At 71.5% G+C, this 15,852-nt stretch carries 17 protein-coding genes; 11 read left to right on the plus strand and 6 right to left on the minus strand.

What is annotated here, in order from left to right:
- Positions 1-52 precede the first annotated feature (52 nt).
- Positions 53-697, minus strand: a complete 645-nt coding sequence (locus tag AB0M59_RS22315; RefSeq protein WP_364617801.1) for a pyridoxamine 5'-phosphate oxidase family protein — start codon at positions 695-697, stop codon at positions 53-55.
- Between the two features lie 80 nt (positions 698-777).
- Here AB0M59_RS22315 and AB0M59_RS22320 point away from each other — a divergent pair, with 80 nt between their 5' ends.
- Both AB0M59_RS22320 and AB0M59_RS22325 read left to right on the plus strand, forming a co-directional pair.
- Positions 778-2,148, plus strand: coding sequence for a PLP-dependent aminotransferase family protein (locus AB0M59_RS22320; protein WP_364617802.1), 1,371 nt, complete (start codon positions 778-780; stop codon positions 2,146-2,148).
- A 449-nt stretch (positions 2,149-2,597) separates the two neighbouring features.
- Positions 2,598-3,692, plus strand: coding sequence for a D-alanine--D-alanine ligase family protein (locus AB0M59_RS22325; RefSeq protein WP_364617803.1), 1,095 nt, complete (start codon positions 2,598-2,600; stop codon positions 3,690-3,692).
- A gap of 7 nt (positions 3,693-3,699) precedes the next feature.
- Here AB0M59_RS22325 and AB0M59_RS22330 read toward each other — a convergent pair whose 3' ends face one another.
- Together AB0M59_RS22330 and AB0M59_RS22335 are read right to left on the minus strand one after the other, a co-directional pair.
- Positions 3,700-4,239, minus strand: a complete 540-nt coding sequence (locus tag AB0M59_RS22330; RefSeq protein WP_364617804.1) for a DUF3515 domain-containing protein — start codon at positions 4,237-4,239, stop codon at positions 3,700-3,702.
- A 19-nt stretch (positions 4,240-4,258) separates the two neighbouring features.
- On the minus strand, positions 4,259-4,492 hold the full coding sequence (locus tag AB0M59_RS22335; protein WP_125306405.1) for an Lrp/AsnC ligand binding domain-containing protein: 234 nt from the start codon (positions 4,490-4,492) through the stop codon (positions 4,259-4,261).
- 124 nt (positions 4,493-4,616) lie between these two features.
- Between AB0M59_RS22335 and AB0M59_RS22340 the strand changes: the two genes are divergently transcribed.
- Positions 4,617-5,573 (plus strand): thiamine-phosphate kinase, encoded by a 957-nt coding sequence (locus AB0M59_RS22340; protein WP_364617805.1) that lies wholly within the window; start codon positions 4,617-4,619, stop codon positions 5,571-5,573.
- Positions 5,574-5,589: 16 nt separating this feature from the next.
- The gene (locus tag AB0M59_RS22345) at positions 5,590-6,069 is read left to right on the plus strand and encodes a GNAT family N-acetyltransferase (protein ID WP_364617806.1); all 480 of its coding nucleotides are present in this window, start codon (positions 5,590-5,592) and stop codon (positions 6,067-6,069) included.
- Here AB0M59_RS22345 and AB0M59_RS22350 read toward each other — a convergent pair.
- Positions 6,056-7,210, minus strand: a complete 1,155-nt coding sequence (locus AB0M59_RS22350) for a glycoside hydrolase family 27 protein (protein WP_364617807.1) — start codon at positions 7,208-7,210, stop codon at positions 6,056-6,058. The two genes, AB0M59_RS22345 and AB0M59_RS22350, sit on opposite strands and share 14 nt — an antisense overlap.
- 193 nt (positions 7,211-7,403) lie before the next feature.
- Between AB0M59_RS22350 and AB0M59_RS22355 the strand changes: the two genes are divergently transcribed.
- The 3 genes from AB0M59_RS22355 to AB0M59_RS22365 are packed head-to-tail and all read left to right on the plus strand — an operon-like array spanning position 7,404 to position 9,469.
- Complete coding sequence (locus AB0M59_RS22355) at positions 7,404-7,934, plus strand: gamma carbonic anhydrase family protein (protein ID WP_364617809.1); 531 nt, start codon at positions 7,404-7,406, stop codon at positions 7,932-7,934.
- Positions 7,935-7,964: 30 nt separating this feature from the next.
- Positions 7,965-8,642 carry a uracil-DNA glycosylase gene (locus tag AB0M59_RS22360; protein ID WP_364617811.1) on the plus strand — a complete coding sequence of 226 codons (678 nt, stop codon included), beginning with the start codon at positions 7,965-7,967 and terminating at the stop codon, positions 8,640-8,642.
- A 56-nt stretch (positions 8,643-8,698) separates the two neighbouring features.
- Entirely contained in the window at positions 8,699-9,469 is a 771-nt protein-coding gene (locus AB0M59_RS22365; protein ID WP_364617812.1) for an alpha/beta hydrolase, read from the plus strand.
- 59 nt (positions 9,470-9,528) lie between these two features.
- On the opposite strand, the gene rpmB is transcribed toward AB0M59_RS22365, so the two are convergent.
- Positions 9,529-9,720 carry a 50S ribosomal protein L28 gene (gene rpmB, locus AB0M59_RS22370; protein WP_247062089.1) on the minus strand — a complete coding sequence of 64 codons (192 nt, stop codon included), beginning with the start codon at positions 9,718-9,720 and terminating at the stop codon, positions 9,529-9,531.
- A gap of 133 nt (positions 9,721-9,853) precedes the next feature.
- Between rpmB and AB0M59_RS22375 the strand changes: the two genes are divergently transcribed.
- The 3 genes from AB0M59_RS22375 to AB0M59_RS22385 are packed head-to-tail and all read left to right on the plus strand — an operon-like array spanning position 9,854 to position 14,058.
- A complete protein-coding gene (locus AB0M59_RS22375) occupies positions 9,854-11,431 on the plus strand; it encodes a DAK2 domain-containing protein (RefSeq protein ID WP_364617814.1) in 1,578 nt (525 codons plus the stop codon).
- A 3-nt stretch (positions 11,432-11,434) separates the two neighbouring features.
- Positions 11,435-13,588: an ATP-dependent DNA helicase RecG gene (recG, locus tag AB0M59_RS22380; protein WP_364617816.1), complete on the plus strand. Its 2,154-nt coding sequence runs from the start codon at positions 11,435-11,437 to the stop codon at positions 13,586-13,588.
- Positions 13,585-14,058 carry a GNAT family N-acetyltransferase gene (locus tag AB0M59_RS22385; protein WP_364617818.1) on the plus strand — a complete coding sequence of 158 codons (474 nt, stop codon included), beginning with the start codon at positions 13,585-13,587 and terminating at the stop codon, positions 14,056-14,058. The genes recG and AB0M59_RS22385 overlap by 4 nt, the downstream gene beginning before the upstream one ends.
- On the opposite strand, the gene AB0M59_RS22390 is transcribed toward AB0M59_RS22385, so the two are convergent.
- Complete coding sequence (locus AB0M59_RS22390; protein ID WP_364617820.1) at positions 14,018-14,653, minus strand: TetR/AcrR family transcriptional regulator; 636 nt, start codon at positions 14,651-14,653, stop codon at positions 14,018-14,020. The two genes, AB0M59_RS22385 and AB0M59_RS22390, sit on opposite strands and share 41 nt — an antisense overlap.
- A gap of 31 nt (positions 14,654-14,684) precedes the next feature.
- Here AB0M59_RS22390 and AB0M59_RS22395 point away from each other — a divergent pair, with 31 nt between their 5' ends.
- Positions 14,685-15,818: an erythromycin esterase family protein gene (locus AB0M59_RS22395; protein WP_364617822.1), complete on the plus strand. Its 1,134-nt coding sequence runs from the start codon at positions 14,685-14,687 to the stop codon at positions 15,816-15,818.
- Positions 15,819-15,852 lie beyond the last annotated feature (34 nt).

Consider the following 15,852-nt stretch of genomic DNA (forward strand, 5'->3'; position numbering starts at 1 on the left):
GGGTGGCCGGTGGCCGGGTCGTGTTTGATAAACTTTTTAATAACCCTGTTTCTCACTCACGACCGGTGACGTGCGGCGGCGTTGTCCAGCCGGGGGAGAGGTCGGTGGACGGCTCGGGCGCGCCGAAGACCGTCCGGACCGGGAGGACTCCCGCCCAGGCGGCGTCCGCGTCGAGGTCCTCCGGCTCGTCGTCCGGGCCCTCGGCGCGCATCTTCACCGACGCTTCGGCGAGGTCGAGGGAGAGGACGCTCACCGCCGCGAACTCCTTCGCGTTGACCTCGCGCGCGTGCTCCCACGAACCTGGCGCGAGGTGGTCGGTGAGCACCTTCAGGCCGTGCATCTTCGCTTCGGCGTCGACGACCGGCTTTGCGCTCCCGAAGATGACCGCGCTGCGGTAGTTCATCGAGTGGTTGTTGACCGATCGCGAGTAGACGATGCCGTCGAGGAGCGTGACGGTGACGCAGACGTCGAGGTCGCTTGACGCCATGCGGAGGCTGGACGCGCCGGTGGAGCCGTGCAGGTAGAGCGTGTCGCCGTCGCGGCCGTAGCCGGTCGGCAGGACGATCGGCGCGCCGTCGCGGACGATGCCGAGGTGGCAGATCAGGCCCTCGTCCAGGACGTCGTAGAGCGCGGAGCGGTCGGTCACGGCCCGGTGCTTCTTGCGGCCGAGCGTGGTGCGGGGCGTGGTGGACAGCATGCGACCAGCGTCTCCCAGTGCAGTGGCATCGGAAAACGGCCACTTCTCGTACACTTGGGAAGTCCACTTGAGGAGGTCCCGTGACCCACGCCGACACCGCGCTCCCGGTGAGTCTCGACCGGGACGACGCGACGCCGCTGGCCGTCCAGCTCGCCGACGCGTTGCGGGAAGCCGCCGCTTCAGGCCACCTCCGGGGCGGCGACCGGCTGCCGTCGACGCGGGCCCTGGCCGGGCGCCTCGGCGTCAGCCGCACGGTGACGTCGGCGGCGTACGAGCAGTTGCACGCCGAGGGGTGGATCGCCGGGCGCCACGGCTCTGGCACGTACGTGACGACGCCGCCGTCGTTTTCGGCTTCGGAGGTCCCGGCGCCTGCTGTTCCGGCGTTCGAGGCCGAAGCGCCTTCGCTGCTCGACCTCGGCCCCGGCACGCCGTGGGCGGACGGCCTGGACCGCGCGGCCTGGCGCCGGGCGTGGCGCGCCGCGGCCGACCCGGACCCCCTGGTCCGCGCGCACCGGGCCGGGCTGCCGGAGTACCGCGCGGCGGTGTCGGAGCACCTGCTGCGCCACCGCGGGCTGGCCGCCGGTTCGGTGCTGGCGACCGGCGGCACGACGGCGGCCGTCGTCGAGCTGGCCGCGGCGGTGCTCGAACGCGGGGACGTCGTCGCCGTCGAGGAGCCCGGGTATCAGCGTGCGGTGCAGGCGTTCCTGCGGGCGGGCATGCGGGTGGTGGGCGTGCCGGTGGACGACGAGGGGCTGCGGCCGGACGCGATCCCGCCGGGCGCGCGGGCGGTGTACTGCTCGCCGGCGCACCAGTACCCGATGGGCAGCCGGCTGAGCGCGGCGCGGCGGGTGGCGCTGGTGGAGCGGGCGCGTTCGTCTTCCATGCTGGTCATCGAGGACGACTACGACGGCGAGCTGCGCTTCGACGTGGCGCCGCTGCCGATGCTGGCTTCTCTGGCACCGGATGTCGTGGCGCACTTGGGGACGACGTCGAAGATCCTGACGCCGACGCTGGGTGCGGGGTGGATGGTCGCGCCGGAGGCGATCACGTCGGCGGTGCTGGCGTACCGGGATTTGACCGGGACGCGGCCGTCGCCGGCCGGGCAGCGGGTGTTGTACGAGTTCGCGCGGAACGGGGATCTGGGGCGTCACCTGCGGAAACTGCGTCGTGAGATGGCCGAGCGGCGCACGTTGCTGGCGGGGGCGTTGGCTTCGGCGGGGGTTCCGGTTCGCGGTGATGACGCGGGGGCGCACCTGGTGGTGCCGTTTTCGTCGGCTGCGGTGGAGGCTTCGGTGATCGCTTCCGCGGAGCGGCGCGGGATCCGGTTGGACGGGCTGGCGCGGCACTTCGCGGGGGAGCCGTCGGCGCACGGGGTGGCGATCGGGTACGCGGGTTGTGCGCGGGAGGCGCTGGTGGCGGCCTTGCCGACGCTGGTGTCTTTGCTGCGCTGAGACTTGCGCCGCGGCTTGGTATGGAGCGCCCCAATGTGGCCTTGGTTGCGTTGAGCGCACCGAAGGCCACATTGGTTGCGTTCAGCGCACCGAAGGCCGCCTTGGGGCGCCGGGGTGCGGCGGATGCGCGGTGATCCGCTCGCTTTGCCGGGGCTTGCGCTGTTGTCCACAGCCGGGCCGTGATGTGGACAACGAGGGTTCGCGGGCGGGTTTTCCCGGCTTTGCGTCGGTCCTCGCCGATACGCTGGAGCGGGGATGGTCCCCCTGGGGAGGGCGGGCCCCGCCCTGGTGCGGCGCCGAGCAGCCTGGGCGAGCGGTCCCGGGCCCACCGGTGCCTCGATGTACCAGACGTAGCAGGGCCCGCACAGGTTGCGCTCGTCGCGCGCGGGGGTCCGCCCGGCGCACGGGGCTCGGCTGTTCGCCGAGGTCACCGGGTACGGTGGCTCACCATGAGCGAGAAGATCCGGGTGGCGGTCGTGTTCGGCGGGCGCAGCAGCGAGCACACCATCTCCTGCCTGTCCGCCGGCAGCGTCCTGGGGAACCTCGATCCGGAACGCTTCGAAGCCGTCCCGGTCGGCATCACCCGCGCCGGACGCTGGGTGCTCGGCACCGGGGACTCCGCGCAGCTCGCCATCCGGGGCCGCGAACTGCCGTCCGTCGACGACGGCAAGGGGCTCGTTCTCGCCGGGGATCCGTCCAGCCAGGGTCTCGTCGCCGTCGAAGCCGGGCGGGAAAGCGAACTCCTTTCCCAGGTGGACGTCGTCTTCCCGGTGCTGCACGGCGCCTTCGGCGAAGACGGCACCATTCAGGGTCTGCTCGAGCTCGCCGGCATCCCGTACGTCGGCCCCGGTGTGCTCGCCAGCGCCGCCGCCATGGACAAGGAAACCGCGAAGAAACTCCTGGCCGCCGAAGGACTTCCGGTCGGCACCTTCGCCGCCCTGAAGCGCAGCCAGTCCACTTTGGACGAACACGACAAGGCCAAGCTCGGCCTGCCCGTCTTCGTCAAGCCGTCGCGCGCCGGGTCGTCCGTCGGCATCAGCCGCGTGACGTCGTGGGACGACCTCGGCGCCGCCATCGAACTCGCCCGCGCCACCGACCCTAAGGTCCTCGTCGAGGCGGCTGTCGTCGGCCGTGAGGTCGAGTGCGGGGTCCTCGAATTTCCGGACGGCCGCGTCGAAGCCTCGCTGCCCGCCGAGATCCGTGTGCTGTCCGAGGACGAAAACGCTTGGTACGACTTCGAAACCAAGTACCTCGGCGACGACGCGGAGCTGGACATCCCGGCCAAGCTCGACGACGCGCTCACCGAGAAGCTCCGCGCGATGGCCGTGAAGGCCTTCCAGGCGCTCGACTGCCAGGGCCTCGCCCGCGTCGACTTCTTCGTCGGCGCCGACGGCGAGCTGACCATCAACGAGGTCAACACCATGCCCGGCTTCACGACGAAGTCCGCCTACCCGAAGATGTGGGAGGTCACCGGCGTGGACTACGCGACGCTGCTGACCACGCTCATCGAGACGGCCGTCGCCCGCGGCACCGGCCTGCGCTGACCGAAGCTCAGGAGAAGCGCAGCGGCCGAGCGGGCAGCTTCGCCGCGACCGTGTCCGAGATCTGCTGCAGCGGTCCCGTCCCGGCGCTGTCCGGCACCGTCAACGCCGCGTAGACCTCGCGGTCCACCACGTACCACGTCGACGCGCCGTCGCCCGGCACCTGCAGCCACTGCACCTTGTTCACCAGCCGCAGCGCCGCCGTCGGCGTCAGCTCCGGGGGACGGTCCAAGCCGCACCGCAGCACCAGCGGGTCGGCCGAGCCCCAGGCCACCGTGGCCGGCGGGGCGGGGTCTGCCAGCGCGCGCACCTTGAGAGACGTGCCGTTCGACGTCAGCTCGGTCGGCACCGCGGCCAGCAGCGTCGTGCAGCCCGGGGCCGTGGCGAAGGGCGCCGGCACGGGGACGAGCGGCAGAGGACCGGAATCCGGGGAGTCCGAAGAGCGCTGGGTCAGCGCGAAGACGGCGACGGCGACCGCCAGGGCCACGGCGAGCGCGGCGGCGGTGACGAGCACCACCCTGGGCGGGGCACCGGTGTCGGAGTCAGGCACCCCCTCACTACACCACTGCTCAGAGATGCACGACCGGGCAGGTCAGCGTCCGCGTGATGCCTTCCACGTTCTGCACCTTGGCGACCACGAGCTGGCCCAGCTGGTCGACGCTGTCGGCGGCCGCGCGGACGATCACGTCGTACGGTCCGGTGACATCCTCCGAACTGGTGACACCCGGGATGCTGGAGATCTCGGCCGCCACCGCGGCCGCCTTGCCGACCTCGGTCTGGATGAGGATGTATGCGTGGACCACGGCGCGCCCTTTCGTCGGGATCGGTCAGCTCAGGTAGGAACGTATAGCCAGCTCACCGAAAAACATAGGGCATCCGACTATCGGTGATCGATCTTTGTCCCGGTAGAGAAAGCAGAGGTGACCGGTGTCACCGAACGACGCAACGGTCGCCGAGACCGGCGAGTTCGCGCTCATCCGCGCGGTCACCGAAGGACGGCGCCAGCCGCCGGGCACGCTGCTCGGCCCGGGCGACGACGCCGCCGTCGTCGCGGCCCCCGACGGCCGCGTGGTCGCCAGTACCGACGTGCTCGTCCAGGGCGTCCACTTCCGGCTGGACTGGTCGCCGCCCGAGTACGTCGGGCGCAAGGCCGTCGCGGTCAACCTGGCCGACATCGCCGCCATGGGCGCCACCCCGACCACCGTCCTGGTCGGTCTCGCCTGCCCGCCCGACACCCCGCGCGAGCTCGTCACCGCGCTCGCCGACGGCATGTGGGCCGAAGCCGAGCGCGCCGGCATCGGCGTCTCCGGCGGCGACATGGTCCGCGCCGACCAGCTCGTGATCAGCATCACCGCGCTCGGTGACCTGGGCGACCGCGAGCCCGTGACGCGCTCGGGCGCCCGGCCTGGCGACCTCCTCGCGGTGTGCGGAAAGCTCGGCTGGGCCGCCGCCGGCCTGGCCGTGCTCGGCCGCGGGTTCCGGTCGCCGGTCGGCGTCGTCAACGCCCAGCGCTGCCCGGAACCGCCCTACGACGCCGGTCCGCGTGCCGCCCTCGCGGGAGCCACCGCGATGATCGACGTCTCGGACGGGCTCCTGGCCGACCTCGCCCACATCGGTGAGGCCTCCGGCGTCGGCATCGACGTCCGGACCGCCGACCTCGACGTCCCCGCGCGGCTCACCGAAGTCGGTGCCGCGCTGGGCGCCGATCCCCTGGACTGGGTGCTCACCGGCGGGGAAGACCACGCCTTGGTGGCCACGTTCCCGCCCTTCGCCGAGCTGCCCGAGGGGTGGCGCACGATCGGCGTCGTCACGATGGCGGACTCGGGGATCACCGTGGACGGCAAGCCTTTTACCCGAGAAGCAGGATGGACACACTGGCGCTGATCTAAAGTCGGCGGACGTGAGAATCGTTCCGGTCCCCTACGACCATCCCGACGCGGCCAAGCTCATGTCCGCGGTGCAGCAGGTGTACGTCGAGCGCTATGGCGACGAAGACGCCACCCCGATGACCCCGGCGGACTTCGACCCGCCGCAGGGCGTCTTCCTCGTCGGCTACCAAGGCGAGGAAGCGGTCGCCTGCGGGGCGTGGCGCGCCCACGACGGCCCCGCGCCGGACTTCCAGGACGGCGACGCCGAGTTCAAGCGGATGTACGTCGCCGATTCCGCCCGCGGTCGCGGGTTCGCGCGGATGATCCTGTCCGAGCTGGAGCGCACGGCGGCGGTGTGCGGCCGCAAGCGCGCGATCCTGGAAACCGGGACCAAGCAGCCCGAGGCCATCGCGCTGTACACCTCGTCGGGCTACGCCGAGATCCCGAAGTTCGGCATCTACAAGAACGAGCCCGAAAGCCGCTGCTACGGCAAGGACCTCACCTCGGTGTGAGCTTCAGCAGGGCCGCGGCGTGCGGGCGCAGAGCCGCCGAGACGTCGGTGCCGACCTCCTTGTGCGCCCACAGGTCCCGGACGTCCCAGGCCCCGGGGATCGCCGCGGAGACGGTCGCGGTGGTGCCGCCGGTGTTGAGCAGCACCACCGCGAACCCGCCGCCGGAAAGCGGTTTCCCCCACACCTGGTAGCCGGGACCGGCGGTGAGCTGCCGGCCCTGGCCGCCCGCGAAGTCCTGGTCGACGGCGATCGCCTCGGGGTTGGCGAGCGTCGCGAGGTCGGTGTCGCTCAGCTTCGCCGGGTCGGTGCCGGCGAACAGCGGCGCGTTCAGCACGGCCCAGACGCTGAAGTGCGCGCGGGCCTCGTCCGCGGTCAGCGTGCCGTTGCCGACCTGCAGCATGTCGGGGTCGTTCCAGCCGCCCGGGGCGCCGCTGTGGGACGCGACGGCGGCCTGCTGGTCGATCGTCGCCAGCACCGAGTCCCAGGTCGGGACCAGGTCGTTGGTCGTCCGCCAGAGGTTCGCCACCGGTCGCGCCCAGGTCCACGGGCTGGAGACGCCGTACTCGGAGATCGCGTAGACGATCGGGCGGGGGAGCGCGGCGAGCTCGTCGCGCATCTTCTCGAACGCCGCCTGCCTGTTCAGGCCGTCGACGGTGTCGGCGTTGCACCAGTCGTACTTGAGGTAGTCGACGCCCCAGCGGTCGAACGTCTCCGCGTCCTGGCGCTCGTGGCCGAGCGAGCCGATGCCGGTCGCCGGGTAGGCGTCGTTCGCCATCGCGCAGGTCCGGCTGCCCGGCACGGCGTAGATGCCGAACAGCAGGCCGCGGGAGTGGACGTAGTCGGCGAGGTCGGCGATGCCGTGCGGGAAGCGCGCCGGATCGGCCTGCAGCGAGCCGTCGGCCGCGCGGGCGGGTGCCTGCCAGCAGTCGTCGACGACGACGTAGCGGTAGCCGGCGTCACGCAGGCCGGTGTCGGACAGGGCGTCGGCCGCCTTCTCGACGACGTCCTCGGTGAGGTCGTAGCAGCGGACCTGGTTCCAGCTGTTCCAGCCCATCGGCGGGGTCTCGGCCAGGCCGTTCGCGAGCGCCGGGGACGCGACGGGCAGGCTGAGCAGCCAGGTCAGCACGACGAGGAGGAGCACGAGGCCCGTGCTCCCGGTACTGGCTTTCCGGTTCGCGGCGATGCCGTGATCCAATCGCACCGGAAGTGAAACCGCAGTTGCCAATCCGGCCGGAAGCAGGCCGGCCCCCGAGCGCTACCTGACCGGTGCTGCGAAACCGTCGGCCGTGGCTGTAGTCGGATTGGCAACGAACAGCACCGCACCCGGAGGCGGCATGGCCATCTACGCACTCGGTGATCTCGAGCCGACGATCCACCCCGACGCCTACGTCCACCCGGACGCCACGATCATCGGCGACGTCCGGATCGGCGCGCACGCGTCGGTGTGGCCGCAGACAGTCCTGCGCGGGGACCACGGCTACATCGAGCTCGGCGAGCGGTCGAACGTCCAGGACGGCTGCGTCCTGCACTGCACGGAGCGGCACCCGACGATCCTCGGGCCGTCGTCGGCGATCGGCCACGCGGTCCACGTCGAGGGCGCGACGATCGGCACCGGCTGCCTGATCGCGTCCGGCTCGGTGGTGCTCAACGGCTCGGTGATCGAGGACGGCGGCATGGTCGGCGCGGGCGCGGTGCTGTCGTACGGCTCCCACGTGAAGACCGGCGAGATCGCCCTCGGCGTGCCCGCGAAGGTGCGGGAGAACAAGTCGTTCGGCCCGGAGAGCATCGCCATGGTGGTGGATTCCTACGTCGAGCGCGGGAAGCGGTTCCGGACCGAGCTGCGGCGGCTCGACCCGCTCGGGTGACGCCGGCCACGCCCGGTAGGCTTGCGCGCCGTGACCGCACGACCGCTGCAGGACATCGTCGAGGCAGGCTGGGCCGAGGCCCTCGAACCGGTGGCGCCGCAGGTCGCCGCGATGGGGGAGTTCCTCCGCGCGGAGATCGCCGCCGGCCGGACCTACCTCCCGGCGGGTGAGCACGTGCTGCGGGCGTTCAAGCAGCCGTTCCACGACGTGCGCGTGCTGATCGTCGGGCAGGACCCGTACCCGACGCCCGGGCACGCGGTGGGCCTGAGCTTCTCGGTGGCGCCGGACGTCCGGCCGATCCCGAAGAGCCTGGTCAACATCTACAAGGAGTACGCCGAGGACCTCGGCCACCCGCTGCCGTCGAACGGCGACCTGACGCCGTGGGCGGACCAGGGCGTGCTGCTGCTCAACAGGGCGCTGACGGTGCAGCCCGGCAAGTCGAACTCGCACCAGGGCAAGGGCTGGGAAGACGTCACCGAGCAGGCGATCAAGGCCCTCGCGGCGCGGTCGGAGCCGATGGTGGCGATCCTGTGGGGGCGCAACGCGCGGAACCTGCGCCCGCTGCTGGGCGAGGTGCCGTGCATCGAGTCGGCGCACCCGAGCCCGCTCTCGGCGCACAACGGCTTCTTCGGGTCGCGGCCGTTCAGCCGGGCCAACCAGCTCCTGGAACAGCAGGGTGCGGCGCCGGTCGACTGGAAACTTCCGTAGGTTCGGTGTCCGGAACCGCGTGACGGCTCCGACCAGGGGTGACCTTTGGAGGAGAGATGAACGTCATTTCGGCGGACGGCACGACCATCTTCGGCGAGCGGCGCGGCTCGAGCGCGCCGGTGATCCTGGTGGGCGGCGCGTTCAACGACCGGACGACCGTCGCGGGCCTGGCCGAGGTGCTGGCCGGGGACTTCACGACGATCGCCTACGACCGGCGCGGCCGCGGAAACAGCGGTGATGCGCCGGAGTACGCGATGGAGCGGGAGATCGAGGACCTCGCGGCGCTGATCGCCGAGGTCGGCGGCTCGGCGTCGGTGTTCGGGCACTCGTCGGGGGCGGTGCTGGCCCTGGAGGCGGCCGCTGCCGGACTGCCGATCGAGAAGCTGGTGGCGTACGAGCCGCCGTACGCGACTCCGGAGGAGCCGCGGGGCGACGTCCTGGAGAAAGTGCAGGCGCACCTGGCGGCGGGCGATCGCGACGGCGCGGTGGCGACGTTCCTGATGGTCGCGGGCACGCCCGCGGAGATGATCGAGGGGATGAAGGCGGCCCCGGTGTGGGGCTGGTTCACAGCGCTGGCGCACACGCTGCCGTACGACCTGACGATCTGCGGCCCGGGCGCCCGCCCCCGCCTGGACCACCTGGCTCGCATTTCGGTGCCGACCCTGGTCATCGGCGGCGGCGCGAGCCCTGAGGAGCTTCAGGCGGGTGCTCGGGTGGCAGCCGAGGCGGTGCCGGGAGCCCGTCACGAGACCTTGGAGGGCCAGGACCACGGGGTGCTGCAGAACCCGGAAACCCTGCGCGACCTGCTGACCGGCTTCCTCAATTAGCCCGCATGAAAATGGCGGGTGCTCCGGAGAGCACCCGCCATTTCCGAACTCTTCTCGCCTCAGCCGCGAACGACCTTGCCAGCCTTGATGCACGAGGTGCACACGTTCAGGCGCTTGCGCTGGGAAATACCCACCTTGGCGTGAACGGTCTGGATGTTCGGGTTCCACCGGCGGTTGGTACGGCGGTGGGAGTGCGAGACCGACTTGCCGAAGCCGGGTCCCTTGCCACAGACGTCGCACACGGCAGCCACGTCGAACTCCTTTGGATCTGGGTCATAGAGATGAGCCCAGACGTGCTGGGCAACTCGACCATACTAACCAGTGGCTTCCCGGCTCCCGGCACCGGGTCGATACGCTGCCCGAGACCGGTCAGGAGGTTACGGGGTGCGGGTGCTGGACACGGCGATGGTGTCGGCCTGGGCGACGGGCTGTGTGCACAGTCTGGCGAGCCTGCGGCCGGCCATCGACGAGATCAACGTCTACCCCGTCGCGGACTCCGACACCGGCTCCAACATGCTCTTCACGATGACCGGCGCGGCGAAGGAACTCGAAGCCGCGCAACCGAAGGACGCCGCCGACGCGCTGAAGATCCTTGCCCGCGGCGCCGTCGCGTCGGCCAAGGGCAACTCCGGCGTGATCCTGTCCCAGGTCGTGCGCGGGCTGGCCGACAGCGCCCGAGGAGAACTGGACGGCGAGTGGCTGGCCAAGGCGCTCGGGCACGCCGACGAAGTCGCCACCGGCGCCGTGAGCCGTCCCGTCGCCGGGACCATCCTCACCGTCCTGCACGCCGTCGCCCTCGCCGTGCGCGGCGAGACCCGCTCCTTGACCGGCATCGCCCGGGAAGCCGCGAAGGAAGCCGCGCACGCCCTCGAGAAGACGCCGCTGCAGCTGCCCGCGCTGGCCAGGGCCGGTGTCGTCGACGCGGGCGCCCGCGGGCTCGTCGCCGTGCTCGACGCCCTGGTCGGCGTGCTCACCGGCGCCCCGCTCCAGCAGGAGCACCCCCTCGAAGTCCACGCGATCCCGCAGGCCGAGGCCTTCGCCTGGGAGGTCATGTACCTCCTCGACGGCGTCGACGAGCAGAGCCTGCCGACCCTGCGCAAGGAGCTGAGCGGCCTCGGCGACAGCGTCACCGTGGCCGGCGACGGCTCGGGCAGCCACGCCGTGCACGTCCACTGCGCCGACATCGGCGCCGCCATCGAGGCCGGGCTCGCGCTGGGCCGTCCGCGCAAGATCCGCGTCGAGCCGCTGCTCACGCCGACGCCGATCGAGCCCGGCGGCGGGATCGACCGCACGGTCGTCGCCGTCGTGCACGGCGGCGAGCTGGCCGAGCTGCTGCGCGCCGAGAGCATCCCGGTGCTGGCCGTGGCCGAAGGCGAAACCCCCAGCGTCGAGGACGTGATCAGCCTGCTCAACGAGGCCGCCGGGCGGCACGTCACGGTGCTGCCGGGCAGCGTCGCGCTCACCGCGGCGGTCGACACCGCGGCCGGGCACGCGATGGCCGCCGACCGGGACGTCGTCGTCATCCCGTGTGTCTCGCCGGTGCAGGTCCTGGCCGCTCTCGCGGTGCACGACGCCGGGCGCCGCACCAACGACGACGTCGTCGCGATGGCCGAAGCGGCCGCCGCGACCAGGCGTGGCGAACTGCGGATCGCGCAGGAGGAGTCGCTAACCTGGGTGGGCCGGGCCCAGTCCGGCGACGTGGTCGGCCTGGTCGACGACGAGGTCGTGCTCATCGAGCCGGCACCGGCGTCGGAGACGAACCTGGTCGCGGCCGCGATGAAGGTGCTGAACCGGATGCTGGCGCTCGGCGGCGAGCTGGTGACGGTGCTGAGCGGGGCCGCCGCCCCGCCCGGGGTCGCCGGGGAGCTCGCCGAGCAGCTGCGGCTGGAGCACCCGGAGGTGGAGCTGACCAGCTACGCCGGCGGCCAGGCGGGAGCCGTGCTGCTGATGGGAGTCGAATAGCCGATGGCCGGACTGCGCGACAAGCTGCCGCTGCTGCTGGGCGCCAAGACGGCGAAGGCGCTCGCCACGGCGTTGGACATCGAAACGGTCAGCGATCTGCTGCGCCACTACCCGCGCCGCTACGCCGAGCGCGGCGAGCTCACCGACATCGCCGGCCTCGAGCTGGGCGAGCACGCCACCGTGCTGGCGCGCGTGGAGAAGGTGAGCAAGCGGCGGATGAAGTCCCGCAACGGGACCATCCTCGACATGGTGATCACCGACGGGAAGCGCCGGCTCACCTGCGCCTTCTTCAACCAGGCCTGGCGCGAGAAGGACCTCGTCCCCGGCAAGACCGGCCTGTTCGCCGGCAAGGTGTCCGCCTTCCGCGACACCCTGCAGCTGACCAACCCCGAGTACGAGCTGTTCGAGGCCGACCGCGAAGCCGAGGCGATGGACGACTTCCTCGCCGCGATCATCCCGGTCTACCCGGCGGCGCAGGGTATGCCGACGTGGTCGATCGCGAAGTGCGTGCGCCAGGTGCTCGACGTCCTCGAAGTCGACGACGACCCGATGCCGGCCGAGCTGCGGCGGCTGCACAAGCTGTCGGACCTCGACACCGCGCTGCACGGCATCCACCGCCCGGCCAACTGGGCGCACCTCGAGGCGTCGAAGAAGCGGCTCAAGTGGGACGAAGCCATGGCCGTCCAGCTGATCTTCGCGCAGCGGCGGCATTCGGCCATCTCCCGGCCGGCGAAGGCGAACCCGCACGTCAGCGGGGGCCTGATGGACGCCTTCGACAAGCGGCTGCCGTTCGACCTGACCGCGGGCCAGCGGGGGATCGGCGACGAGATCGCCACGGACCTCACCTCCGAGCACCCGATGAACCGGCTGCTGCAGGGCGAGGTCGGTTCCGGCAAGACGATCGTCGCGCTGCGGGCGATGCTGCAGGTCGTCGACAACGGGCGGCAGACCGCGATGCTGGCGCCGACCGAGGTCCTCGCCGCCCAGCACGCGCGGTCGCTGCGGGAGATGCTCGGCGACCTCGGCCAGGCGGGCGAGCTGGGCGCGGCGGAGAACGCCACCCGCGTGACGCTGCTCACCGGGTCGATGGGCGCGAAGGAGCGCAAGAAGTCGCTGCTGGAGATCGTCAGCGGCGAAGCGGGCATCGTCGTCGGCACGCACGCGCTGATCCAGGACCACGTCGAGTTCGCCGACCTCGGCCTCGCGGTCGTCGACGAGCAGCACCGCTTCGGCGTCGAGCAGCGGGACGCGCTGCGCACCCGCGGCGCCGGCGACACCAGCCCGCACGTGCTGGTCATGACCGCGACGCCGATCCCGCGCACGGTCGCGATGACCGTGTACGGCGACCTCGAGGTCTCCGCGCTGCGTGAGATGCCGGTCGGGCGATCGCCGATCAAGACCACGGTCGTGCCGGTCGCCGAAAAACCGGCCTGGTTCGAGCGGATTTGGCAGCGGGTCCGCGAAGAGGTCGGCAAGGGCCACCAGGCCTACATCGTGTGCCCGCGGATCGGCGACGAGCCGCCGTCGGACAAGAGCGACAAGCGGCCGCCGCTCGCGGTCCTCGAAGTCGCGCCAGAACTGGAGCACGGCGCGCTTCAGGGGCTGAAGATCGGCGTGCTGCACGGCCGGATGCCGCCCGACGAGAAGGACGCCGTGATGCGCGCGTTCTCCGCGGGCAACCTCGACGTCCTCGTGGCCACCACGGTGATCGAGGTCGGCGTCAACGTGCCGAACGCGACCGCGATGGTGATCATGGACGCCGACCGCTTCGGCGTCAGCCAGCTGCACCAGCTGCGCGGGCGTGTCGGCCGGGGCAGCGTGCCGGGGGTCTGCCTGCTGGTCACCGAGGCCCTCGACGGCACGGCGACGCGCGAGCGGCTGGCGGCGGTCGAGTCGACGACCGACGGTTTCGAGCTGTCGCAGCTGGACCTGGAGCTGCGCCGCGAAGGCGACATCCTCGGCGCCGCGCAATCCGGCAAGCGCTCGACGCTCAAGCTGCTCTCGCTGCTGCGGGACGAGGACGTGATCGCCGCGTCGCGGATCAGCGCGCAGGAGATCATCGAGAAGGACCCGGACCTGAAGAAGTACCACGGCCTGGCGCAGATGGTCGCCGACGTCGTCGACGTCGACCGCGCGGAGTACCTGGAGAAGAGTTGACCATCCGCGACGCGACGGTGGCCGACGCACAGGGGATCGGCGAGGTCCACGTGGCGTCGTGGCAGGTGGCTTACGCGGGCCTCATCCCGGAGGACTTCCTCGCGCGCCTTTCGGTCGAGCCACGCGCGGCGTCGTGGGCACGGCAGATCGGCGAGGGCGCCGGCCGGGTGCTGGTCGCCGAGGAAGACGGCGTCGTCGCGGGGTTCGCCGCGTTCGGGGACACGCAGCTCTACGCGCTGTACCTGCTGCCGGAGTACTGGGGCCGCGGCCTCGGCCGGGCGCTGCACGACCGGGTCCTCGAAGAACTGTCCGGCGACAGCGTCGTCCTGTGGGTGCTCTCGACGAACGAGCGGGCGAAGGCTTTCTACGTCCGGCAGGGCTGGGCGCCCGACGGTGCGACCCAGACCGAGACGATCGACGAAGGGCGCGTCACGCTGGAGGAGACGCGGTTCCGGCGTTCGCTGCCGTGAAGACGCCGGCTTTCGCCGCCGCGGCGGCCGCTGCGGCCGCAACTCCCGCATCCCGCGGCGTCACGCCTTCGCGCGAGACGAACAGCCGGTAGAAGATCGGCCCGCACGCCACGCGCACGACCTCGACGGCGTCCGTGCCGGGTGGAACCTCGCCGCGCTCGACGGCCCGGTCGACCACCACCGCCGAGCGCGCGTGGCGGTCGACGTAGAACTCCTGCAAGGCGTCCGCCGCACGGGTCGACAGGAAGGCCGCCGAGATCGACGCCGTCGGCAGCTCGCGCTCGCCCGGCGAGGTGAAGTAGTGCACCAGCTCGAGGTTGATCCCGCGCAGGTCGCCTTCCAGGGAACCGGTGTCCGGCGCCGTCCACTCCTGCTCGGTGCCCATCAGCAGGGCCGCCGCGACCAGGCCTTCGGCGGACTCCCACCGGCGGTACAGCGTCGTCTTGTGCACGCCGGAGCGTTCGGCGACCGCCTCGACGGTCAGCTCGGCGTACCCGCGTTCGCCGAGCAGTTCGAGGGTGGCGTTCAGGGCGGCGAGGCGGGTCCGCTCGGTGCGCCCGCCCGGCCGCCGCGTGCCGGAAATCTCGGTTGCCAACTGCTACTCCTGTTGCGTTAGTGTGCCCAGTATGCCAGAACCCGAGTCCGTCGCCGTCGCTTCGATCGCCGACCTGATCGGCGACGCCGAGGTCGTCGCGATCGGCGAGAACAACCATCACATCCGCGAGTTCGGGGTGCTGCGCGACCGCCTCCTCCGGCACCTGGTTTCCGAGCGCGGGTTCACCGTCCTCGGCTTCGAAGGCGGGTTTCCCGAAGGGCACCTCGTCGACACCTGGCTCCAGGGCGGACCGGGCGACGTCGCCGACATCGCCCGGGACGGCTTCACGTTCGGCCTGGGTGACTCGGCCGAGGTGCACGAGATGCTGGCCTGGTTGCGCGGCCGCGGTGTCCGGTTCTACGGGGTCGATGTGCCGAGTTCCGCGGGGTCGCCGGTGCCTTCGCTGCGCGCGGTCCGCGAAGTCCTGTCACGGGTCGATCCCGCCAACGTGTCCCTTGTGGACACCGCGTTGGCGGCCTGCGAGCCGTATGCGTCGGTGAGCAGTGCGGTCGCGCCCGGGAAGTACAAGGAGATGGGCATCGCGGCGCGGGATGCGGCCACCACGGCCTTGACCGTCCTCAAAGGACATGTCGAGTCGGTGGCGCCGGAAGCCGCGCATGATGCGGAGGGTGCGTTGCGCATCGACCTCTACCTGCGTGAGCTGGACGCGCTGATGGCCGGCCGCGCGCCCGAGCCGCAGAGTTCGTCGCGGGACACGTACATGGCGGCCACCGTGCGGCTGCTGCGCCGGCTGCACCCGGGCGAGAAGATCGTCCTGATGCTCCACAACGGACACCTCCAGCGCGTGCCGTTCTCGCCGATGCCCGGCATGACGGCGCCCTCGGCGGGGACCCACCTGGCCGCTGAGCTGGGGGAGAAGTACTTCGCGCTCGCTTTGACCGCGGTCTCTGGGACGACGACCGGCCTGGTGCCCGACTCGGAAGCCCGGCTCGGCTTCCGGATGTTCGAGCAGGTCCTGGAAGCACCCGCGGAAGGCGGCGTCGAGGCGATGCTGGCTTTTCAGGCGCCTTGCCTGGTCGCGCGCCCCGCGGCGTCGAGCATCCGGCACGCGCACGCTTCGGTGCCGGTCGACGTGGCGGCCGCGTTCGACGCCGTGGTCTGCCTGAAAGGGCAGGAAACGATTTTCCGCGACCCCGTCGAATAGGTGTGCCCGTTCGGCTGCTTGCCGTAACGCGCCG

The organism is Amycolatopsis sp. NPDC051371, assembly GCF_040682155.1.
Lineage (GTDB): Bacteria > Actinomycetota > Actinomycetes > Mycobacteriales > Pseudonocardiaceae > Amycolatopsis.

Coding starts and splice junctions, on each gene's coding strand:
- AB0M59_RS22325 (WP_364617803.1), top strand. CDS start 2,598: ATGAGCGAGAAGATCCGGGTGGCGGTCGTGTTCGGCGGGCGCAGCAGC.
- AB0M59_RS22315 (WP_364617801.1), bottom strand. CDS start 697: ATGCTGTCCACCACGCCCCGCACCACGCTCGGCCGCAAGAAGCACCGG.
- AB0M59_RS22355 (WP_364617809.1), top strand. CDS start 7,404: ATGGCCATCTACGCACTCGGTGATCTCGAGCCGACGATCCACCCCGAC.
- AB0M59_RS22395 (WP_364617822.1), top strand. CDS start 14,685: ATGCCAGAACCCGAGTCCGTCGCCGTCGCTTCGATCGCCGACCTGATC.
- recG (WP_364617816.1), top strand. CDS start 11,435: ATGGCCGGACTGCGCGACAAGCTGCCGCTGCTGCTGGGCGCCAAGACG.
- AB0M59_RS22365 (WP_364617812.1), top strand. CDS start 8,699: ATGAACGTCATTTCGGCGGACGGCACGACCATCTTCGGCGAGCGGCGC.